This is a genomic window from Christiangramia sp. OXR-203, assembly GCF_034372165.1.
Lineage (GTDB): Bacteria > Bacteroidota > Bacteroidia > Flavobacteriales > Flavobacteriaceae > Christiangramia.
Window position 1 is genome coordinate 2,545,480 of the sequence record NZ_CP139698.1, and the last position, 23,205, is coordinate 2,568,684.

Below are 23,205 nucleotides of genomic sequence, written 5' to 3' on the forward strand. Positions count from 1 at the left end.
TAATGTCAAAAACTGCGCAATCGGTTTGGAATAACTGTCTGTCTTTTATTCAGGATAACATTACACCTCAAGCTTACAAAACATGGTTTGAACCTATCCAAGCAGTGAAACTAACAGATTGTGCCCTGAGTATCCAGGTGCCTTCTAAATTTTTCTACGAATGGCTGGAAGAACATTATGTGAAGTTATTAAAGGTTTCACTTACACGTGAACTAGGAGATAAGGCGAAATTGGTTTATGTGATCAAGATGGAGAATACCTATGGTAATAAGCTCCCATTTACAGAGAAGATCCCAAGTACTCAAAGGTCGCAGATGGCTTCTCAGGAAGTAGATGTGCCAGTAAAGAACAAAAGCCCGGAACTTAAGAATCCTTTCATTATTCCTGGAATTCGAAATGTAAAGATCGAATCTCAGCTGAATCCTAATTATAACTTTGATAATTTCCTTGAAGGTGAGTCGAACCGACTTGCCCGTTCGGCTGGACTCGCTGTTGCAAATAAGCCTGGAGGTACTTCCTTTAATCCATTATTGATATTTGGTGGTGTAGGACTTGGGAAAACGCATTTGGCGCACGCTATTGGTGTTGAGATCAAAGATAAATACCCAGAGAAAACAGTTCTTTATATTTCTGCGGAAAAATTTACCCAGCAATACATTGAATCTGTCAAGAAGAATAATCGTAATGATTTCATTCATTTCTACCAGATCATAGATGTTCTGGTGGTCGATGATATCCAGCTATTATCTGGGAAAGCAGGAACACAGGACGTGTTCTTCCATATTTTCAACCATTTACATCAAAACGGGAAACAGGTTATTTTAACCAGTGACAAGGCTCCGGTTGACATGCAGGATATCGAACAACGCCTGTTATCTAGATTTAAATGGGGACTATCTGCTGAACTTCAAAATCCAGATTTTGAAACTCGCGTTTCCATTATTAAAAATAAACTTTATCGTGATGGCGTAGAAATGCCTGAAGATATCGTGGAATTCCTGGCTAATAATATCAAAACTAATATCAGGGAACTGGAAGGTGCTATTATTTCATTAATTGCTCACTCCTCTTTTAATAAGAAAGATATCACTCTGGAACTTGCGAAAAAGATCGTAGATAACTACGTGAAAAATACGAAGCGTGAAGTTTCCATAGACTACATTCAGAAGGTTGTAAGTGATTACTTTCAAATGGATGTAGATACTTTACAATCCAAAACGAGAAAACGTCATATTGTACAAGCCAGGCAACTTGCAATGTTCTTTGCGAAGAAGTTCACAAAAGCTTCATTGGCAAGTATTGGTTCTCAAATTGGAAGCAGGGATCATGCTACCGTTCTACATGCGTGTAAGACCGTAGATAATCTTGCCTCTACAGATAAGCAATTCAAGAAATTTGTTGAAGACCTCAACAAAAAGCTCACTTTATAAAATTACATATTTATGAAAACCAGGGTATTGATGGTGTGTCTCGGGAATATCTGCAGATCGCCGCTGGCCGAGGGTATTCTTAAATCCAAAGTTGATCCTGAAAAAGTTTTTGTAGATTCCGCAGGAACCGGTGACTGGCATGTTGATTCTGAACCAGATAAAAGATCGATTGCCATTGCCAGTAAGAATGGCCTCAATATTTCCCAGCAAAGAGGAAGACAATTCAGCAAAAAAGATTTCCAGGATTTTGATCATATTTTCGTAATGGATAATTCCAATTTTAAGGATGTGATCGCCATGGCAGCAACCGACGAGGAACGCCAGAAAGTACATTTGATTCTCGAAGAAATATTCCCATCAGAAAATGTAGATGTACCAGATCCATATCATGGAGGTGATCAGGGTTTTGAAAACGTTTATATGATGTTGGATGAAGCAACAGATGAACTAAAAAGAAAACTTGAATCCGGAGAATTATGAGTTCTGATGCTTCAAATTCAGGTAAACTCTACCTAATACCCGTTGGTCTAGGCGCTTCAGAGGCAGATAAAATTTTCCCGGGTATCAACGCTGAAATCATTTCGAATATCGATGATTTTATTGTCGAAAATGAAAAGACCGCTAGAAGATTTATCAAAGAAATTCTTCCTGAAAAATCACAACCTTCCCTTAATCTTTCAGCTTTGAATAAATTTACAGAAGCTTCAGAAATTACAACATTTCTTGATGCTGCTAAAGCCGGAAGAGACATGGGATTAATGAGTGAAGCGGGTTGTCCCGGAGTAGCGGATCCAGGTGCCGAAATTGTCAGACTGGCTCATGACGCCAACATACAGGTGGTTCCAATGGTAGGCCCCAGTTCTATTCTACTTGCTATGATGGCTAGCGGAATGAATGGTCAAAGCTTTACTTTTCATGGATATCTTCCTATCGATAAAAAAGAAAGGAAGAACGAACTCAAAAACCTGGAAAGGATTTCAGCAGATAAAAATCAAGCTCAGATCTTTATAGAAACGCCGTACAGGAATAATAAATTTCTGGAAGACCTAGTTCAAATGCTACATCCAGCTACCAGGATATGCGTTGCCTGCGATCTTACCCTAAGTACTGAATTCATTAAAACGGCAACAGCAGCAGACTGGAAAAATATAAAAGCCGACCTCCATAAGAGACCGGCTATATTTATCATCCAAAAGGATCTGTAATTTTAAGCTTCGTTTAAATTTCCAAAATCTACTCTGGCATTTTTGGTAGTAGTTACAAATGATGTATCGTAACCACCAAAACGCTTCATATAAGTCTTTATTGTAGTACCAAATGCATCACTAAAAGCCTGTGCACCCCAGCTACGCAAATACTTCTTAACACTTCCAGGTCCTGCTAAATGAGCTGCTGCAAGAATCCCGGATTCTGTCACAATAACTCCGTTTATATTTTTACCTACAAATCGTTTGATATCACGCTGCAAGATCCACTTATTTCTGGATGCATTAGCATAAAAGGCAGCTTCCTGCAAGGCTGGTGAATTCAAAAATCCCATAGTGTCGTAAACACCTACCAATTCTAAAGTTCCTTTACCAAACTGGTATTTTCCAAGGTAACCAAATTCGTTTATGGATTTGTAATCACCACGAGATTCTTTAAAAGCCAGGGCTTCCTTAAAACCAACATAGGATTTCCCAAGAAACGGAGAAGTCGTTGAAAGTTGAAATTCGGGTTCGATCTCATCTCGCACATCAGGAACAGTATAATCAAGTTCCAGATCATAAGTTGAGTAATCTTCCAAATCGAGATTTGCAGCTTTTTTCGTTGAAAAACTAAAAAAAATAGAGCCTGCTGCAAGAGGCAAGATTGAAAATTTTGCAATTTTCTTTCTCATTACATGTGTTTTTGAGAAGTTAATGGTGGTTCAATTATTTGAAATTCACCCTCCTCATATTCGCGGCGCAAATGTACGACATTTTTTAATAAACTGACTTACAGTATGTTAAAGCTTATTTAAAGTATTAATGGAATTAACTTTAAGATAACTTATTGTAGTTCAATACGTTAAACATTCCGTAAGAAATTAGCTACTAACGTCTAATCCCCTGCTTGTTAATCCAACGCACATATTCCTGCTTATTCCGGTTATGCTGCGCTAAGTTTTTAGCGAATTTATGGTAACCGAAATTTTCAACATTTGCTACGAAATAGAAATAATCATGATCCTCGTAATTTAGTACCGCATTAATAGATGAGATATCGGGCATCCAGATTGGTCCTGGCGGCAGTGTAGAATATTTATAGGTATTATAAGGTGAATCTATTTTCAGATCTTTATAAAGAACTCGTTTGATGATCGTGTCAAAATTCTGAGTTTTTCTCTTGATGGCATAAATGACCGTTGGATCTGCATCGAGCTTCCAGCCATTCTTGAATCGGTTCATATAAACACCTGCTACTATTGGGCGCTCATCAACCTTTGCTGTTTCTTTTTGAACAATTGAGGCAATGGTGATCACTTCAGATGGAGTTAAACCAATTTGCTCAGCCTTTTCTAGCTTCTCTGTAGTCCAGAACCTGTCATATTCTTTTTTCATTCGCTGTTGAAATTCTTCCGCAGATGTATTCCAGTAGAACTCATACTGGTTTGGTATATACATTCCTAAAGCTGTGTTCTGATCTAAATCATTTTCAGCTAGAAATTCAGGATTTTTAAAGGCTTTTAGCAACTCTATGCTATCTGCTTCAATTTGCTGAGAAATCCTACCCGCCAGATCTTCCAAACGTTCCTGGTTATTGAAAATGACCTTTACAGGGTTGTTTCCAACTCTCAACCTGTTCACCAGGTCATTATTATTCATCCCCTTTTCGATAGTATATCTTCCAGGTCTTACCTTAGAAGCATAACCTTTCTTCTCGGCCACCAGTCTAAAGGACTCTTTGTCTTTAATATAAGGATCCAGAGTATCAAGAACCGATTGGAATGTAGCGCCCGTTGGAATATACACTACTTTCTCTGAATCCTCCATTTTAATATTTGAGGTGAAGATGCTATTGTATATATAGTAACTAAATATACCTGCGCCAATTAAACCCAGAATAGCAATCGCCAGAATAATTTTCTTAATGTACATCGTTGATCAATTGATAAAGTAATTCATCTTTATATACTCCGTTATGTAAGCTCCACTCTTTCTTTAAGCCTACTTTTCTAAAGCCATTCTTTTCGAAGACTTTCTTACTGTCCTCATTGCCTTCGGTCACATTTGCATAAACCTGGTGTAGTCCTAGGTGCGTGAAACAGAAATTACATAGCAACGAAAGACTTTCTCTCCCGTAGCCTTTTTTGCGATCTTTAGGATCTGCGATCAATATACCAAGTGCAGCACGCTGATCCTTAATATCAAGATCGAAAACATCAATAAGCCCTACAGCTCTACCCCTTTTTGTGCATATCACAAGTCTTAATTGTTTGATATCATAGATATCGCGGTGTGCGTTCTCAATATACTGTCGAATCAAGAATTTCGAATATGGAGTTTGCGTTGAACTTACTTCCCAGAAATTCTCATTATTTTCAATTTCATGAACAAAATCCAGATCTTCCGGCTCCAGCGCTCTTAGGAATATTTTCTTTCCATTTAATGTTAACATACAATTTCTCCTTTAAAAACCTGAACGGCCGGCCCCGTTAGCCAGATATTTTCAAATCCTGAATCTGTTTTCTCAAACCTTACTTCCAAAGAACCTCCAGGTGTTTCAAGCTTAACTTCCTTATTCTGTATCTTACCAGTTTGGTAGGCCGCGATTGCCACTGCCGTCACCCCGGTACCACAGGAATAGGTCTCATCCTCCACTCCCCGTTCATAAGTGCGAACCTTCAGAACCTCATTATTCATTTGTTGTACAAAATTTACATTTGTACCATTATTCTCTCTGTACAACTCAGAATATCGAATTTCTGAACCTTTCTGCTGAACGTTTTCAGATTGCACATTTTCAACAAAGATTACGTGATGTGGCGAACCAGTATCCAGGAAACTGTATTCCTCCTGAAGATTAACATCTGTAACATTCTGCATTTTCAAACTTACAATACCTTCCTTAATTCTAGCTTCATGCGGTCCGTCTATTGCAGTAAACCTTGCTGTTTTTTCAACTATTCCCAGGTAGTTCGCAAAGGCAACCAGGCAGCGTCCTCCATTCCCACACATACTACTTGGATTACCGTCTGCATTGAAATAGACCATCTTAAAATCATCTGTAGAAACATCGGGTTTCTCGAGGAGGATGAGTCCGTCACCTCCGATCCCGAATCTTCTGTCACAGAGTCGTTTGATTAATTTGGTATTATTTTTGGATACTTTCAGTTCACGGTTATCGATCATGACAAAATCGTTTCCGGTGCCCTGGTACTTATAGAATTCTAGATTCATTTCTTCATTTTCAAGAGGCGCGAATATACGATTTTGAACAGAAATCATAGCCTGTTAAATGGTCGTTAAAAATCGCAATTTGAATACTAAGTTTGAAAAATTAAAGGTTAAATAATTAAATAACATCCGAAAATGAAAAGAATAGTAAATCTAATTTTAGTCTCTGCTCTTGGAGGCGCCATGACCCTGGGAAGTTATAAGTTGCTGGTAGAAGATGACAATACCAGATCCTACCAAACCAACAGTCAACCCACAGAGAGTTTCCTACCTGTTAGTAATACTCCTAATTACGGGACAAATGTTGATTTCACGGATGCTGCGGAAAAGACCATACATGCTGTGGTGCACGTGAAAAACGTGGCCGTCTTTAAAGGAGGACCAAGAAGCATTTGGGAGTATAACCCTTATGGTACTGAAGGTGGTCGCGCTTTACAGGGTGCTGGATCTGGAGTTATCATAACTCCAGATGGTTATATCGTTACGAATAACCATGTTATTAAAGGAGCGAGCGAAATCGAGGTTACTTTGAATAACAATAAAACCTATACTGCTGAAGTGATTGGTAGTGATCCTGCTTTTGATATTGCGCTTATTAAAGTTGAACCGGAAGAAGAACTTGATTACATTCCGTTTGGAGATTCAGATAATGCTAAAATCGGAGAATGGGTGCTTGCCGTTGGGAACCCTTTTAATTTAAAATCAACTGTTACTGCCGGTATCGTAAGTGCAAAAGCGAGAGATCTCAATGTTTACGACAGTTCGCCGCAATCGTTCATACAGACAGATGCCGCCATTAACCCAGGAAACAGTGGTGGTGCTCTAGTTAATATTAACGGTGAATTAATTGGTATTAATACAGCGATCACCTCTCCTAGTGGCAGCTATATTGGATACGCCTTTGCTGTCCCTTCTAATAACGCGAGAAAGATCGTTGAGGACATCATGGAATACGGAGATGTTCAAAAAGGAATTCTTGGAATTCGAGGAGGAACGTTGAATGAGCAAATTTCAAATGACCGTAATCTCAATATTTCACAGGGTGTTATCGTTGGTGCAGTTACTCCTGGTAGTGGTGCAGAGAAATCCGGAATTCAGGAATTCGACGTTATTAGAAAGATTGATGAAATTGAGATCGCAAAGTTTTCAGATCTTACCGGTTATATCAATTCCAAACGACCTGGAGATATAGTAAGAGTACACTTGATACGAAACGGAGAATCTAAAACCGTTGAAATTGAGCTTACCAAACTTGAAACTTACTCTCTTCCTACTCTAGGCTTTGAAGTTGCTAATACTACTAAAGAAGAGCTTAAAAAGTACAATGCCCCCAACGGTGTTCGTATTAGTAGAATGCTTACCGATGATCTTCCATCTTCAGAATTAATAGGTGGTATCATTTCTGAGATTAATAATAAAAAAGTCAATTCTATTGGTGATGTGGAACAAATCATGGAAAATAGAAAAAAGTCAAATCCTATCGTCATTACTTATCATAATTTAAAAGGTGAAAAGCAACGTATGATCTGGAGATAAGTGATATTCCAAACAATCAAAAAGCCCTTCATAATTGAAGGGTTTTTTTATATCAAAAACCTTTACGAAAACGTTTGAAATATATACTTTTGCCGAAAATTATAACATCACAACAAAAAATGGACTTTAATAAAGTTTACGAAAAAGAACTTTCATTCCAGGCAGATCGTCGCAAAGCAACGGTCGAGTTTATCAATATCGTTAGCGACCTGTGGTATGACAAATCGATCGAACTCGTTTTATTCAGAAATCAGTTAATAAATAAAAACGTTAGCGATATTCTGGACCTTCATGAATACGCAGGAGAATTTGTAGGTAAACCTATATCAATTTTTGATTCGGTAGAGATTGCCAAGGCAATTCAGGGATTGAATCTTCCACCAGCAAAGCTGGATATTGGAAAACTTACCTATGAATATCATCTTGACGGTCAAACTCATAATAATGCGATGGCATTTGTGAGCAGCAAACTGAGTGATGCTAAATTAAATGAGGTAGTTACCCCGAAAGATGTCGTATTATATGGCTTCGGAAGAATTGGAAGACTGGTTGCTCGTGAATTAATGACAAGAACCGGGAAAGGAAATCAGCTTAGACTTAGAGCGATCGTAACCCGGGGCAATGTAGACCAGAGTGTTCTGGAAAAACGTGCTTCACTCCTGAAGAGCGATTCTGTTCACGGACCCTTCAGCGGAACTGTAAATGTAGACGTTGAAAATTCAGCATTGATCATCAACGGGACTACGGTTCATATGATTTCAGCAAACCAGCCGGAAGATATTGATTATACTCAATATGGTATCAATCATGCTCTTGTGATCGATAATACCGGTGCCTTTAGAGATAAGGAAGCGCTTACAAGACATTTGAGTTCTAAAGGAGCTGCAAAAGTTCTTTTAACTGCCCCTGGAAAAGGAATCCCAAATATCGTTCATGGTGTAAACCAGAAGGAACATGATCCAGACAGCGTTGATATTTTCTCCGCTGCATCCTGTACCACCAATGCCATAACCCCCGTTCTAAAAGCAGTTCAGGATTCTTTCGGTGTGGTACATGGACATCTTGAAACTATTCATGCTTATACGAATGACCAGAACCTGGTCGATAATATGCATAGCAAATATCGTCGTGGAAGAGCTGCAGGGCTTAACATGGTGATTACTGAAACTGGAGCAGGAAAAGCAGTTTCCAAAGCACTGCCTGTTTTTGAAGGTAAACTAACTTCAAACGCGATTAGAGTACCGGTACCTAATGGTTCACTTGCGATCCTGAATCTTGAAGTTGAAAAAGAAACCAGCCTTGAGGAAGTTAATTCGATCCTTAAAAAATACGCACTGGAAGGTGAACTTGTTGAGCAAATACAATATTCCGTAGACAATGAACTGGTGTCTTCAGACATTATTGGCTCTTCTGCCCCGGCGATCTATGATAGCAATGCTACCATTGTATCTTCAGATGGTAAAAATGTGATCCTATATATATGGTATGATAACGAATATGGATACAGCCACCAGGTAATCAGACTGGCAAAATACATCGCAAAAGTTAGGAGATTCACCTATTACTAGAATCTCAAAATTTTTAAACATTTAGACCCTGCCATTGGCAGGGTTTTTTTATTTTTGCGGCGGTTTAATTCAAATAATAAACTGACTCAAAAGAATTTAAAAACACGAATAGGCGAATTTCTGTCCGAAAATCTGAAATATACTAACTCTATTTTTCGCCCGTTGAAGTGTATTAACCCAAACAATTTCAATTACCTAAAAGATGAGTAACAAAATTTACATTGTAGCTGCTTTTGTTATTGCTAGTGTATTTCAGATGAATGCCCAGACAGACAGCCTTAAAACAGACACGCCCATACAGGACGAGTTTACAAGCCTTATCAAGGAATCCAACAATTATCAGGGTTATAAGGTTGTGGATTATGATAAGCTTATAGAACTTAGAAATACCACCCGGAGTTATATCACCGAGTTAAAAGAAGAGATCGTAGTTCAGAAGAATACTGTAGATCAACAAAACGATGAGATTCAGCAGCTAAAAGCAGATCTGGATTCTACTCAACAAGACTTGCAAAGAGTAACCGAAGAAAAGGATGCCTTGATGTTTTTAGGAATGCCATTTTCCAAAGGTGGTTACAAGGCTATGATGTGGGGAATCGTAGGTGCTCTGGTTGTGATCCTCCTAATTATATTTTTTAGATATAAAAGCTCACATGCCGCTACAAAAGATGCTCAGCAAAAGCTAGATGAAACTGAAAAAGAATTCGACACCTATAGAAGTAAGGCTCTTGAAAAGGAACAACGCCTTGGAAGAATGCTTCAGGACGAAAGAAATAAGTCGAATAACCCGAACATCTAATAGAGATTCAGTTCTACAGAAATGCGTATAGATATCATAACCGTCGTTCCAGATATTTTAAAGAGTCCTTTCGAGGCTTCTATACTTGAACGGGCTATTAAAAAAGGCCTCGTAGAGATCCACTTGCATAATTTAAGAGATTACGTTAGTGATAACTACAAGCAGATTGATGATTATCAATTTGGTGGTGGTGCAGGAATGGTAATGATGATCGAACCAATAGACAAATGCATTTCAAAACTAAAGTCTGAGCGAGTATACCAGGAAGTGATCTATATGACTCCAGATGGAGAAAGACTGGAGCAGAGAACCGCGAACAGTTTATCTTTACATGAAAATCTTATTATTTTATGTGGTCATTATAAAGGAGTAGATCAACGAGTACGCGATCAGTTCATTACCAAGGAGATCAGTATTGGAGATTACGTATTGTCTGGTGGTGAATTAGGGGCGGCCGTACTTTGTGATTCGATCATTCGATTGATTCCAGGAGTTCTGGGGAATGAAACTTCTGCCTTAACAGATTCCTTTCAGGATGATTTGCTTGCTCCTCCAGTTTACACCAGACCTGCGGAATATAAGGGCTGGAAAGTACCGGAGATCCTTACAAGTGGTAATTTTCCAAAGATAGAAGCATGGCGTGAGGATCAGGCTTATAAGCGCACGAAAGCACTTCGACCTGATCTATTGAAGGAAGATTAATTTTTTCAAATACAGGCTTGTAAAATAATATTATTTAATTAATTTTGCACTCATTCTAAAATAACCTCTGGCGAGAAACGTGTATGTTGTTTTTGAATTTACTTTAAACTATTAAGAATGGAATCGTTAGTAAAATTTGTTCAGGACGAATTCGTATCAAGAAAAGATCTACCTGAGTTTTCAGCAGGAGATACAATTACTGTTTATTACGAAATTACAGAGGGTCAAAAAACAAGAACACAGTTCTTTAGAGGTGTTGTTATCCAGTTAAGAGGAACAGGGTCATCTCAAACCTTCACTATTAGAAAGATGAGTGGAACTGTTGGAGTGGAAAGAATCTTCCCAATCAACCTTCCGGCGATTCAAAAAATTGAGATCAATAAGAAAGGTAAAGTTAGAAGAGCAAGAATTTTCTACTTTAGAGAACTTACTGGTAAGAAAGCTCGTATCAAAGAAGCTATCAGAAGATAATTCTTTCTCATACAAATATTTAAAAGCCCCGGTTCTTCCGGGGCTTTTTTGTTCAAATCATTTACTATCAAAAAGTTAAAGTCTTTTCAGAATAGAATTATATTAGTTATCTTTAAGTAAGAGATTTAGGATGACAAAAGGATTTTTAGATCTTGAAGGAAGTAAAGAGTTTTTTTTACTTCTAGAGTTTGAAATTTTCTATATAACATTAGTGTTTTGGACATCAAAACCAGTTTGAAAGATTTCTTATTCGATCATATTTTCTTTTAGAATTTATGATTTTCTGGAAGCAGTAATGATTCGATTGAGTTTTAGCTTAGTTTAAAAATGAATCAATTACAGTTTCTGAAGCCATTTCATTTTAGTTATAAGATGAAATGGCTTTTTTTATGCTCTAAATTAAGATCTCTTAACAGCTCATCATCTACTCACTTTTAGGAAAAAAGAGTGAAAATCTGTATATTGCGCGTATGACGATACCCTGGAATGTTCCAGGGTTTTCTTTGAACTTATTGCAATCAAAAACAAAATAAATGTCTCAGAAAGAAAAAATTATTTATACCAAAACTGATGAAGCTCCAATGTTGGCAACTTACTCTTTCCTGCCAATCGTTGAAGCATTCACCAAAGCAGCAGGCGTAAGTCTAGAAACCCGTGATATTTCACTTGCCGGAAGAATTTTATCTCAATTTCCAGATTATCTCAAGGATGATCAAAAAGTAGCAGATGATCTTGCTGAACTTGGTGAACTGGCAAAACAACCGGAGGCAAATATTATCAAGCTTCCAAATATCAGTGCTTCAGTTCCGCAATTGAAAAATGCTATCTCTGAATTACAATCAAAAGGTTTCGCTATTCCAGACTACCCGGATGATGCTAACACTGATGAAGAAAAGGATATAAAATCAAGATACGATAAAGTTAAAGGTAGTGCTGTAAATCCGGTACTTAGAGAAGGAAATTCTGACAGACGTGCTCCGAAAGCCGTTAAGAATTTCGCTAAAAAGAATCCGCACCGCATGGGAGAATGGAGTGCAGATTCTAAAACTCACGTTGCTACGATGAACGAAGGTGACTTCAGAGCGAACGAACGTTCTGTTACCTTATCCAAGGATGATACGCTTAAAATCGAATTTACTTCAGAAGATGGATCAGTTAAAACCCTGAAAGAAGGACTAAAAGTTCTGGATGGTGAGGTGATCGATGCTACGAAAATGAGCAAGAAGGCACTTTTAAAGTTTCTTCGTGAGCAGGTAAAAGATGCGCAGGATAAAGGTGTTCTTTTCTCTCTGCACATGAAAGCTACCATGATGAAAGTATCTGACCCTATTATTTTTGGTCATGCTGTAAAAGTATTCTTTGAAGATGTATTCGATAAATATGGAGCTGAACTTGAAAAAGCTGGTGCAGATGTTACCAGTGGTTTAGGAGATGTTCTTCAGGCTGTTGAAAATCTTCCGAAGGACAAACAGGATGAAATTAACTCAGCTATTGCTAAAGATCTTAAGGATGGTCCGGATATCGCAATGGTAAATTCAGATGAAGGAATCACCAATCTTCACGTTCCCAGTGATGTGATCATTGATGCATCTATGCCAGCCATGATTAGAACAAGTGGCCAAATGTGGAATAAGGAAGGTAAGACTCAGGACACTAAGGCTGTGATCCCTGATAGTTCTTACGCTGGTTTATACCAGGCTACTATAGACTTCTGTAAAGAACATGGAGCATTCGATCCAACAACGATGGGAACTGTTCCTAATGTTGGTCTAATGGCTCAAAAAGCTGAAGAGTATGGATCTCACGACAAAACTTTCGAGATCCCAGGTAATGGTTCAGTAAAAGTTATCAATGCAGCTGGAGAAACTATTCTTGAACATGATGTTGAAGAAGGTGATATCTGGAGAATGTGTCAGGTTAAAGATGCGCCGGTTCAGGATTGGATCAAACTTGCAATTTCAAGAGCGAAAGCTACTGGAATGCCTGCAGTTTTCTGGTTAGATGAAAATAGAGCTCATGATGCTGAACTTATCAAGAAAGTAAATAAATATCTTCCAAACCACGAAACTGATGGTTTAGAGATCAAAATTATGGCTCCTACTGAGGCTACTAAATACACACTTGAGAGAGTAAAGGATGGTAAGGATACGATCTCGGTAACTGGAAATGTACTTCGAGATTATCTAACTGACCTCTTCCCTATTCTGGAACTTGGAACCAGTGCGAAGATGCTTTCTATAGTTCCTTTGATGAATGGTGGTGGACTTTTTGAAACCGGTGCAGGTGGATCTGCTCCAAAGCACGTTCAGCAATTTGTAAAAGAAGGTCACCTGCGTTGGGATTCTCTTGGAGAGTTTCTTGCGCTTGCGGTTTCTCTGGAACATCTTGGTGAGAAATATAATAATTCAAAAGCTTTGACTCTTGCTGAAGCATTGGATGATGCGACAGAGAGATTCCTTAATGAAGGTAGATCTCCATCACGTAAGGTGAATGAGCTGGATAACCGTGGAAGTCACTTCTACCTGGCATTATACTGGGCTGAAGCACTTTCTACTCAAACCAGTAATAAGGACCTGAACGTTTACTTCGGAAGAGTGGCAGATATGCTTAAAGAGAATAAAGATCAGATCCTTAAAGATCTTATCGATGCTCAGGGAAAACCTGTAGACATTGGAGGTTACTACGAACCGAATGAGGAAATGACTAAAAAAGCCATGCGTCCTAGTAACAAGTTGAATGAAATTCTGGCGACCGAAGTATAAGTAACCAGATTATAATTTATATCAAAGCCTCGTCATAGACGGGGCTTTTTTTATTTCATTTTGATGATCTGAGCACGGTCCATAAATTGTTCCTGTAAACGCTCCATTTTTGGTTCCATCGTTTCACCAAATACAAGGTATTGGCATTTCGAAATACTTAGAGGAATTCTGAGGATATGATTTAAATGACCTCCACGTGAAATAAATTCGGCATCTTCAATAATAAACATCTTGAGTTGACCCAGGTGTATTCCGGTCATAGAAAATAATTTGCTCAACCGTTGAGGGGTAGCGATCACAATGTCAACTCCATAATAGATCGCATCCTTTTGATCATCAATATTCTGTTCGTCATATGCCGAATAAACTCTAAGATCAGTTTCAGAAGTAAAATCCCTGAACCTTTCTTCAAGACTCAATGCAGCCTCCTTGTTTTTCACAAAAATTAAAGCTCTTGGAGAATCTTCAAATGCTTCAGCATTTAATTGCTGTATTACACTTATGATAAGTGCCGTGGTTTTACCGCTGCCTTTGGGAGCTATCATATAAAGATCTGCTCCACTTTTAATTTTAGGTAATGCCGTCTTCTGAAAAGCGTTAGCAGATTCCAATCCTATTTCCTCTAAAGTGGATTTAAGAACAGGGTTCAGTTTTTTAAATGACATACTTAAAATTTTGTTAGTTCAAGATCAGCCTTGGCCGATCGCAAAGTTCGACATTTTGCTCAAATAGTCGGTCACTAAAGCAAGAAGCTTTGATTGCCTTCAATAAGCTATTTAATCTTTCGTTAAAGCTATCCGGAAATTAGAACAGGCTATTCACTTTGCTGAAATTTGCATAATGCAGAATACTTCAGAAGAGCGAAACAAAAAACAGGAGTTTATTATACTTCTTGTTTTGGGAACACTGATCGCTTTAGGCCCTTTCTCTATCGACGCGTACTTACCTGGTTTTGAAAGTATAGCCCAGGATTTTAATACTACGATTAGCCAGATTGGTTTAACACTTACCAGTTACTTTATAGGAATCTCTCTTGGACAATTAGCCTATGGCCCAATCATGGACAAATACGGTAGAAAAAGGCCATTACTTATTGGCCTTGGTATTTATTTCCTTGCAGCATTAAGCTGTATGTATTCACCAGATCTTACCTGGCTCGTTATATCACGATTCTTTCTAGCACTTGGAGCCGCAGGTGGTATGGTGGCAGCCAAAGCCATTGTTCGTGATGTTTTTCCGGTTAACGAAGTAGCAGGCGCGATCTCTGTGCTTATGTTGATCATGGGTGGCGCACCAATAATCGCCCCTACAGTAGGAAGTTTTATCATAGATGCTATGGGATGGGAAATGATCTTTCTCTTTTTAGCCATTTTTAGCGTGTTGATGATCTTCAGTGTAACCAAACTTCTTCCGGAAAGTAAAACACCCGACGGGGCAGTTAATTTGAGACCAAAACAGGTTGCATTTAATTACTTTAAAATACTTACCCATCATAAGTTCTGGAGTTTTTCAATGGCTGGGAGTTTCGCTATTGGAGCAATGTTCGCATATATTTCAGGAGCGCCAAAACTGTTTATGGAAAATTTTGATCTTACTCAGAAAGAATTCGGAATCCTTTTCGGTATTAATGCGGCAGGTCTTATCCTTGGAAGTCAGATCAACCGACTTTTTCTCAAAAAATACACTCCATTCCAGATCACGATATTTAATAGTGTGATCCTCTTAGTACTCTCTGTCTTATTTCTGCTGAATACAATAGCAGGATTTGGATTGGTGATTACCGCAGTTTTACTATTCCTTATGCTATTTTTACTGGGTTTTCAAAATCCGAATACTACCGCATTATCATTAGAACCATTCGAAGCTAAGGCTGGTAGAGCTTCCGCATTAATAGGTAGTTTAAAAATGATCCTGGGAGCGCTGACATCTTTCGCTATAAGTCAGTTTCACACTTCCAGTACACTACCTCTGGCAATCATTCTACTAGTTTGTTTCGCAATCAGTTTCGCACTCTTGTTTCAATTTTCTAGTAAGGAGAAAAAAGCCTTGAAGTTCAGTGAAGTATAATTTTTGGGTTTCCACGGTATAGCCTATTTTTATTGAAAAATTGAAATTGCGACTTTTAAGTTTTCTACTACTAGTCATGCTACCATTTATTGCGTTCTCACAAGAGTTTACTTTAAGCGGTAGAGTGATCGACAAAAGCAGTAACGAAACCCTAATAGGGGTTAATCTTATTTTCCCGGATCTTGCAACCGGCGTGGTTACGAATGATTATGGTTATTATTCGATCAAACTTCCAGCTGGCACACATAGGGTCATTCTTACTTATATTGGTTACGCGAATGCTGAAGATGAAGTGAACATTTCAGATGATACGCAACAGAACTTTCAACTTTCAGAAGCTTCTGAAAGTCTGGATGAAGTAGTCATAACAAGCGATATAGAAGCCCTTAATATCAAGAAACCAGAGATGAGTGTGAACCGACTCTCCATTGGAACTATAAAAAAGATCCCAGTGGTGTTCGGAGAAGTTGATGTAGTAAGAAGTCTATTATTATTACCTGGTGTTTCTAATGCTGGTGAAGGTTCTTCTGGCTTCAATGTGCGTGGAGGCGCAGTAGATCAGAATTTAATTTTGCTGGATGAAGCTACCATTTATAATTCCTCACATTTATTCGGATTATTTTCAGTTTTCAATCCAGATGCGATTAAGGATCTTAAGTTATACAAGGGCGGAATTCCTGCAGAATATGGAGGTCGTGTATCTTCGGTTCTGGACATTTATCAGCGTGATGGAAATAGCCGGGAATTCAAAATGCAGGGAGGAATTGGTGCGATTTCCAGCCGTCTTCTAGCTGAAGGCCCCATAGTTAAGGATAAAGGAAGTTTTTTAGTTGGGGCAAGAAGTTCTTATGCCCATCTATTTCTGAAATTGACAGACAATGATAACTCAGCTTATTTCTATGATCTGAACACTAAATTAAGCTATGAGCTGGATGAAAGCAATAAGCTGCTTTTAAGTGGTTATTTTGGTCGGGATGTCTTCAATATTAGTCAGAATTTTGAGAATACTTACGGGAATGCTGTACTTAACCTGAGATGGAATCATGTATTTTCAGATAATATTTTCACAAATCTATCTGCAATTTATAGTGATTACTACTACGGACTCAATCTGAACTTTGTTGGATTTAACTGGGATAGCGGCATTAGAAATCTTAATCTCAAGTATGATCTCAACCATTATATTTCAGAGAATTTCGAGCTGAAGTATGGGATGCATAATACTTATTACAAATTCAATCCGGGGGAAATAGAACCTATCGATGAAACTTCAGGAATCAATTACTTCAAACTGAATGATAAATATGCTCTTGAAAATGCCTTTTATATTTCAGCAGAACATAAATTTTCAGAAAAGTTTTCCGCAGAATATGGAATGAGACTGAGTAATTTTTTCAGATTGGGTCAGAATGAATTCAATACATACGCCAATGATGAACCAGTTGCGTACAATCCCAGAACTGGAATTTATAGTGAAGCTGATATTCTTGAAAGCAGAGATGTTTCGCGCGGAGAATCACTTGAAACTTTTACCAATTTTGAACCAAGACTGGCCATCGCCTATAATTTTGCAGAGGACCAGTCAGTAAAAGTTTCTTATAACCGGATGGCCCAATACTTACATTTAATTTCAAATACCAGCAGTCCCACTCCTTTAGATGTGTGGACTCCCAGTGGTCCTTATGTAAAGCCACAACTTCTGGATCAATACGCTGTTGGCTATTTCAGAAATATTAATAATGGGGATTATAGCCTGGAAATTGAAAGTTTTTATAAGGATATACAAAACAGAATAGATTACATAGACGGTGCGAATTTAATCGCCAACAATGCAATTGAGCGAGTAGTTCTTAATGGAGAAGCAAGAGCTTACGGACTAGAACTACTATTACGCAAGAACGAGGGAAGATTCACAGGATGGTTGGCTTACACCCTATCGAGATCTGAGCAGAGAACACCAGGTAGAAACTCCCAGGAAATAGGAATAAACAATGGCGACTGGTACAAGACGAATTTTGATAAGCCGCATGATGTGACTATTACCGGTAGCTATGATCTAAATGAGAGCTGGGATCTTAACGCCAATTTTATTTACCAGACGGGGCTTGCTACTACTTTTCCAAATGCACAGTACGAATATGAAGATGTGAATATTCCCGTTTATGGTGCACGAAATGAGGATAGACTTTCTTCTTATCACCGATTAGATCTTTCGGCAACTTATTATCCTAAAAAGAATAAGGGTCGGAAACTACAGAGCTCATGGAATTTTGGAATCTATAATGTATACAACCGCCAGAATGCTTATTCGATTTCGTTTCGTGAAAACATGGATACAGGGAGAAATGAAGCTGTAAGACTAACACTCTTTGGGATCATCCCATCGGTAACTTATAATTTTAAATTTTAGAAATGAGATTGTATAAATCATTTTTGGCCATAGTTGTCTTATTGGGATTCATCTCCTGCGAAGAAGTCGTAGATATCGACCTGGAGGAGTCTGAACCAAAATTAGTAGTAGAAGCTTCTATTATCTGGATCAAGGGAACAGATGGCAATCGTCAGGAATTCAGGTTAAGTACAACGAGTCCTTTCTATGAAGAAGAACTGCAGCCAGTGACAAATGCTTCAATAGCGGTTACTTCTGAAAATGGTACTAGATACGAATTTTCTCATGAACAGGATGGTATATATTTAAACGAAGAATTTCAACCTGTTCTTGATCTGGAATATGAACTCGAGTTAATGTATAATGATCAGGTTTATACTGCAACTGAAAGTTTTGAGTCGGTCTCGGGAATAGATTATGTGGAACAGTTAGATGGTGGAGGCTTTGCTGGCGATGAGATTGAGATCAAAGCATTTTATACAGATCCGGTAAGTCAGGAGAATTACTACTTATTCAAGTTTACAGATGAAGACGTGTTTCTGGAATTGTATGAAGATGAGTTTACAGATGGTAACCAGATCTTCGGTTATTTTTCAAATGAAGATATAGAAACGGGTGATGTAATTTCCATACAAATGGAAGGAATAAGCAGAGAATATTATGATTATATGTTTGTACTGCGGTCACAAGTTGGCACGAACCAGGGTGGCCCGTTTGAAACAATGCCAGCTGTAGTAAGAGGCAATATCGTAAATGAAACAAACCAGGATAACTTCCCGTTTGGTTATTTTAGACTATCTGAAGCAGATTCAATAACCTATAGCGTAGAATAATGAAACATACAGATAAAACGACTTTATCAAAAGGAGTAAAATATCTCGCAGGATCTCTACCCTTAATAATGATAGGGCCTTCGGTATTGTACAATGCTTTTAATAATCAGAATCATCCCTGGTATATTCCTGTTCTGATTATTGGCATCATTGCAACCTTTGCTGCGATCTTTTTAATGTTCAAGGGTATTATGACCATGGTTAATTCTTTCTTCGGAAAACGCTCTTAAGATATATTACTTGGTAGCAGTATAATGTATAATCTAATAAAACTCAGTTAGTAGTATGAAGGGGGAGATTAACTACTAAATTGAATTGAAGTGATAATCATCGGAATATAGTATAGTAAAGCTAAATAATTTAGATCCAGGTCCCTTAAACTAATCTATTGATGATTCAAAAGCGAAAATAATTATAGGTTTCATCTACAAGTTCTTCCTACTAAAAGGAAGAAGCATTTTCAATGCAAACTTCATCATTCTAATTACCTGTAAATTCATGTTCTGACATTAGCGAATACAACATTACGATTTGTATACACTTTTGATTATATACCTGTATCTAGAAAAGGTTGATAATAATTAGTATGATGATCGTATAGATTTGTTAGCAGATCAATGGCAGATCACTTTCAATATAAAACTAGATAAGTTTGAAACCAGTGCAGAAGTAAATATAACCTACGTCTGTGTTGAAATCCGAGTTATACCAGCATTGGATTCATCCCGGATGAAAGTATGTTTCTATATAGTAGCATCTAAGATTAGCTAAGATATTAATGATAATCGGTTTTGAAACTGAAGGTTGGAAGAAGTCAAAATGCAGATTACAAACTACTCTTTTTCAGATCTGGATGTTAGGTTATTCGGAAATAAGATAGTAACAGATACCATTATGTTTACTGAGTGAAGTCATGGAAGGGCTTCTCAGACATCAAGTTTACTAGAAAATGCTACGTTATCCCTGACTTTATTGCATAAAAAAACCCTTCATCGATATGATGAAGGGTTTTAAAGAAGAAGGCGGCGACATACTCTCCCACAATACAGCAGTACCATCTGCGCTAACGGGCTTAACTACTCTGTTCGGGATGGGAAGAGGTGAGCCCCGTTGCTATAGCCACCTTAAAAGGTAAGTTATAAGCTTCGAGCTTAAAACTGTTCTAATTACTTAGATTAGAACTAATATCGTTGACATAATTAAAGAAACAAAAAAGTTACAAGTACCTGTACTACAACTATAAAATAAGCATTTGGCGGCTCTGAGGTTTTAAGGCCTCAGAGCCATCGCGCATCAAGCTTTACGGATTATTAGTACTACTCGGCTATGACATTACTGCCTTTACACCTATAGCCTATCAACGTGGTAGTCTCCCACGGTCCTTTAAAGAAATCTCATCTTGTGGTGGGTTTCGCGCTTATATGCTTTCAGCGCTTATCCCTTCCGAACGTAGCTACTCTGCAGTGCTCCTGGCGGAACAACAGATACACCAGAGGTTCGTCCAATCCGGTCCTCTCGTACTAGGATCAGGTCCACTCAAATTTCTAACGCCCACTGTAGATAGAGACCGAACTGTCTCACGACGTTCTGAACCCAGCTCGCGTGCCACTTTAATGGGCGAACAGCCCAACCCTTGGGACCTTCTCCAGCCCCAGGATGTGACGAGCCGACATCGAGGTGCCAAACCCCCCCGTCGATGTGAGCTCTTGGGGGAGATCAGCCTGTTATCCCCGGCGTACCTTTTATCCTTTGAGCGATGACCCTTCCATGCGGTGTCACCGGATCACTATGCTCTACTTTCGTACCTGATCGACCTGTATGTCTCTCAGTCAAGCTCCCTTTTGCCATTGCACTCTACGCACGGTTACCAAGCGTGCTGAGGGAACCTTTAGAAGCCTCCGTTACTCTTTTGGAGGCGACCACCCCAGTCAAACTACCCACCAAGCACTGTCCTTCCGTTGGAAGTTAGGCTCTAAACAAGTAAAGGGTAGTATTTCAACAACGACTCCACCACACCTGGCGATGCAGCTTCAAAGTCTCCTACCTATCCTACACATCACTTGTTCAAAGTCAATACTAAGCTATAGTAAAGGTGCACGGGGTCTTTTCGTCCCACAGCGGGTAATCGGCATCTTCACCGATACTACAATTTCACCGAGCTCATGGCTGAGACAGTATCCAGATCGTTGCACCATTCGTGCAGGTCGGAACTTACCCGACAAGGAATTTCGCTACCTTAGGACCGTTATAGTTACGGCCGCCGTTTACTGGGGCTTCAGTTCAATGCTTCGCTAATGCTAACATCTCCCCTTAACCTTCCAGCACCGGGCAGGTGTCAGGCCCTATACGTCATCTTTCGATTTAGCAGAGCCCTGTGTTTTTGATAAACAGTCGCCTGGATCTTTTCACTGCGGCCCCCCCCATAAGGGGGGCGACCCTTCTCCCGAAGTTACGGGCCAATTTTGCCTAGTTCCTTAGCCATGAATCTCTCGAGCACCTTAGAATTCTCATCCCAACTACCTGTGTCGGTTTAGGGTACGGGTTGCCTCCACTCGCTTTTCTTGGAAGTCGCTCCTCTGGATTATCACGCCGGCCGTAGCTTTTGTGTACTATCGGGGTGTTACCACTCCCTTCAACGTACTATTCCGTCAGTACGCACCAAATTTACGCCTCCGTCCGCTTTAACGTGGGGCAAGTAGCAGAATATTAACTGCTTGTCCATCGACTACCCCTTTCGGGTTCGCCTTAGGTCCCGACTAACCCTCAGCTGATTAGCATAGCTGAGGAAACCTTAGTCTTTCGGTGTGCGGGTTTCTCGCCCGCATTATCGTTACTTATGCCTACATTTTCTTTTGTAACCAATCCAGCAAGCCTCGCGACTCACCTTCATCTCTGTTACAATGCTCCCCTACCACTATAGTAAACTATAGTCCATAGCTTCGGTAATATGTTTATGCCCGATTATTATCCATGCCGAACCGCTCGACTAGTGAGCTGTTACGCACTCTTTAAATGAATGGCTGCTTCCAAGCCAACATCCTAGCTGTCTGGGCAGTTCAACCGCGTTTCTTCAACTTAACATATATTTTGGGACCTTAGCTGATGGTCTGGGTTCTTTCCCTCTCGGACATGGACCTTAGCACCCATGCCCTCACTGATATGAAACATTTTATAGCATTCGGAGTTTGTCAGGAATTGGTAGGCGGTGAAGCCCCCGCATCCAATCAGTAGCTCTACCTCTATAAAACTATCTATATCGCTGCACCTAAATGCATTTCGGGGAGTACGAGCTATTTCCGAGTTTGATTGGCCTTTCACCCCTACCCTCAGGTCATCCCAAGACTTTTCAACGTCAACGGGTTCGGTCCTCCACTATGTGTTACCACAGCTTCAACCTGCCCAAGGGTAGATCACACGGTTTCGCGTCTACCACTACCAACTAAAGCGCCCTATTCAGACTCGCTTTCGCTACGGCTCCACAGCTGAACTGCTTAACCTTGCTGGCAACGGTAACTCGTAGGCTCATTATGCAAAAGGCACGCCGTCACCCCACTAAAGGGCTCCGACCGCTTGTAAGCGTATGGTTTCAGGATCTATTTCACTCCCTTATTCAGGGTTCTTTTCACCTTTCCCTCACGGTACTGGTTCACTATCGGTCTCTCAGGAGTATTTAGCCTTGGCGGATGGTCCCGCCGGATTCATACAGGGTTTCACGTGCCCCGCACTACTCAGGATACTGCTATGCTTTATATCAACTTTCCTATACCGGGCTATCACCGTCTTTGGCCAAGCTTTCCAACTTGTTCTAATTCATTGTACAAACAATGTTGCAGTCCTACAACCCCAATAAGTCCGTAAACTCATTGGTTTGGGCTTCTGCGCGTTCGCTCGCCGCTACTAGCGCAATCACTATTGTTTTCTCTTCCTCCGGGTACTTAGATGTTTCAGTTCTCCGGGTTCGCCTCCTTGCGGATACTATATCTTCAATATAGTGGGTTGCCCCATTCGGATATTCGCGGATCAATTTGTATGTGCCAATCCCCACGACTTTTCGCAGCTTATCACGTCCTTCTTCGCCTCTGAGAGCCTAGGCATTCCCCATACGCCCTTATCTAGCTTGTATGCGCTTTGCTTAATGCTCTAATCTATCCTAACTTGCGCTAGAACAGAAGTATTATAATGTATTACTTATATTAAATATTTCTATCTAATAGTGTTCTCGTATTCTTT

18 protein-coding genes and 2 rRNA genes are annotated in these 23,205 nt (G+C 39.3%); 13 read left to right on the top strand and 7 right to left on the bottom strand.

Features of this window, described 5'->3' with window-relative positions; genetic code table 11:
- Positions 1-2 precede the first annotated feature (2 nt).
- From dnaA to T8I65_RS11765, 3 genes are read left to right on the top strand one after another with little or no spacing between them, the layout of a single operon-like run.
- Complete coding sequence (gene dnaA / locus T8I65_RS11755; RefSeq protein WP_322300789.1) at positions 3-1,430, top strand: chromosomal replication initiator protein DnaA; 1,428 nt, start codon at positions 3-5, stop codon at positions 1,428-1,430.
- 12 nt (positions 1,431-1,442) lie between these two features.
- A complete protein-coding gene (locus T8I65_RS11760) occupies positions 1,443-1,910 on the top strand; it encodes a low molecular weight protein-tyrosine-phosphatase (RefSeq protein WP_322300790.1) in 468 nt (155 codons plus the stop codon).
- On the top strand, positions 1,907-2,635 hold the full coding sequence (locus T8I65_RS11765; RefSeq protein ID WP_322300791.1) for an SAM-dependent methyltransferase: 729 nt from the start codon (positions 1,907-1,909) through the stop codon (positions 2,633-2,635). The genes T8I65_RS11760 and T8I65_RS11765 overlap by 4 nt, the downstream gene beginning before the upstream one ends.
- 2 nt (positions 2,636-2,637) lie before the next feature.
- Here the strand turns inward: T8I65_RS11765 and T8I65_RS11770 are convergent, their stop codons facing one another.
- The 4 genes from T8I65_RS11770 to dapF all read right to left on the bottom strand — a co-directional run bounded on the left by T8I65_RS11770 (position 2,638) and on the right by dapF (position 5,851).
- Complete coding sequence (locus tag T8I65_RS11770; RefSeq protein ID WP_322300792.1) at positions 2,638-3,309, bottom strand: peptidoglycan-binding protein LysM; 672 nt, start codon at positions 3,307-3,309, stop codon at positions 2,638-2,640.
- 196 nt (positions 3,310-3,505) lie between these two features.
- Entirely contained in the window at positions 3,506-4,549 is a 1,044-nt protein-coding gene (mltG, locus tag T8I65_RS11775) for an endolytic transglycosylase MltG (RefSeq protein WP_322300793.1), read from the bottom strand.
- On the bottom strand, positions 4,539-5,069 hold the full coding sequence (locus T8I65_RS11780; protein WP_322300794.1) for a GNAT family protein: 531 nt from the start codon (positions 5,067-5,069) through the stop codon (positions 4,539-4,541). Before T8I65_RS11780 ends, mltG begins: the two co-directional genes overlap by 11 nt.
- Positions 5,063-5,851: a diaminopimelate epimerase gene (dapF, locus tag T8I65_RS11785; RefSeq protein WP_322300795.1), complete on the bottom strand. Its 789-nt coding sequence runs from the start codon at positions 5,849-5,851 to the stop codon at positions 5,063-5,065. The genes T8I65_RS11780 and dapF overlap by 7 nt, the downstream gene beginning before the upstream one ends.
- Positions 5,852-5,983: 132 nt before the next feature.
- Here dapF and T8I65_RS11790 point away from each other — a divergent pair, with 132 nt between their 5' ends.
- The 6 genes from T8I65_RS11790 (at position 5,984) to T8I65_RS11815 (ending at position 13,686) form a co-directional block, all read left to right on the top strand.
- Positions 5,984-7,384, top strand: a complete 1,401-nt coding sequence (locus T8I65_RS11790) for a trypsin-like peptidase domain-containing protein (RefSeq protein ID WP_322300796.1) — start codon at positions 5,984-5,986, stop codon at positions 7,382-7,384.
- 119 nt (positions 7,385-7,503) lie between these two features.
- Positions 7,504-8,952, top strand: coding sequence for a glyceraldehyde-3-phosphate dehydrogenase (locus tag T8I65_RS11795; protein ID WP_322300797.1), 1,449 nt, complete (start codon positions 7,504-7,506; stop codon positions 8,950-8,952).
- A gap of 202 nt (positions 8,953-9,154) precedes the next feature.
- Positions 9,155-9,751, top strand: coding sequence for a hypothetical protein (locus tag T8I65_RS11800; protein WP_141878370.1), 597 nt, complete (start codon positions 9,155-9,157; stop codon positions 9,749-9,751).
- 21 nt (positions 9,752-9,772) lie between these two features.
- Positions 9,773-10,453, top strand: a complete 681-nt coding sequence (gene trmD, locus T8I65_RS11805) for a tRNA (guanosine(37)-N1)-methyltransferase TrmD (RefSeq protein ID WP_322300798.1) — start codon at positions 9,773-9,775, stop codon at positions 10,451-10,453.
- Between the two features lie 117 nt (positions 10,454-10,570).
- Positions 10,571-10,924 (top strand): 50S ribosomal protein L19, encoded by a 354-nt coding sequence (gene rplS / locus T8I65_RS11810; protein WP_141878372.1) that lies wholly within the window; start codon positions 10,571-10,573, stop codon positions 10,922-10,924.
- 533 nt (positions 10,925-11,457) lie between these two features.
- The gene (locus T8I65_RS11815; RefSeq protein ID WP_322300799.1) at positions 11,458-13,686 is read left to right on the top strand and encodes an NADP-dependent isocitrate dehydrogenase; all 2,229 of its coding nucleotides are present in this window, start codon (positions 11,458-11,460) and stop codon (positions 13,684-13,686) included.
- Between the two features lie 50 nt (positions 13,687-13,736).
- Here the strand turns inward: T8I65_RS11815 and T8I65_RS11820 are convergent, their stop codons facing one another.
- Positions 13,737-14,351 carry a DEAD/DEAH box helicase gene (locus T8I65_RS11820; protein WP_322300800.1) on the bottom strand — a complete coding sequence of 205 codons (615 nt, stop codon included), beginning with the start codon at positions 14,349-14,351 and terminating at the stop codon, positions 13,737-13,739.
- A gap of 175 nt (positions 14,352-14,526) precedes the next feature.
- Here T8I65_RS11820 and T8I65_RS11825 point away from each other — a divergent pair, with 175 nt between their 5' ends.
- The 4 genes from T8I65_RS11825 to T8I65_RS11840 all read left to right on the top strand — a co-directional run bounded on the left by T8I65_RS11825 (position 14,527) and on the right by T8I65_RS11840 (position 19,205).
- Positions 14,527-15,753, top strand: coding sequence for a multidrug effflux MFS transporter (locus T8I65_RS11825; protein ID WP_322300801.1), 1,227 nt, complete (start codon positions 14,527-14,529; stop codon positions 15,751-15,753).
- 76 nt (positions 15,754-15,829) lie between these two features.
- Positions 15,830-18,163, top strand: a complete 2,334-nt coding sequence (locus T8I65_RS11830; protein WP_322300802.1) for a TonB-dependent receptor — start codon at positions 15,830-15,832, stop codon at positions 18,161-18,163.
- A 2-nt stretch (positions 18,164-18,165) separates the two neighbouring features.
- Positions 18,166-18,975, top strand: a complete 810-nt coding sequence (locus T8I65_RS11835; protein ID WP_322300803.1) for a DUF4249 domain-containing protein — start codon at positions 18,166-18,168, stop codon at positions 18,973-18,975.
- On the top strand, positions 18,975-19,205 hold the full coding sequence (locus tag T8I65_RS11840) for a DUF6095 family protein (protein WP_322300804.1): 231 nt from the start codon (positions 18,975-18,977) through the stop codon (positions 19,203-19,205). Before T8I65_RS11835 ends, T8I65_RS11840 begins: the two co-directional genes overlap by 1 nt.
- Positions 19,206-19,992: 787 nt before the next feature.
- On the opposite strand, the gene rrf is transcribed toward T8I65_RS11840, so the two are convergent.
- A 5S ribosomal RNA gene (gene rrf, locus T8I65_RS11845) occupies positions 19,993-20,102 on the bottom strand.
- A 162-nt stretch (positions 20,103-20,264) separates the two neighbouring features.
- Positions 20,265-23,099: ribosomal RNA gene (locus T8I65_RS11850) — 23S ribosomal RNA — on the bottom strand.
- Positions 23,100-23,205: the final 106 nt, after the last annotated feature.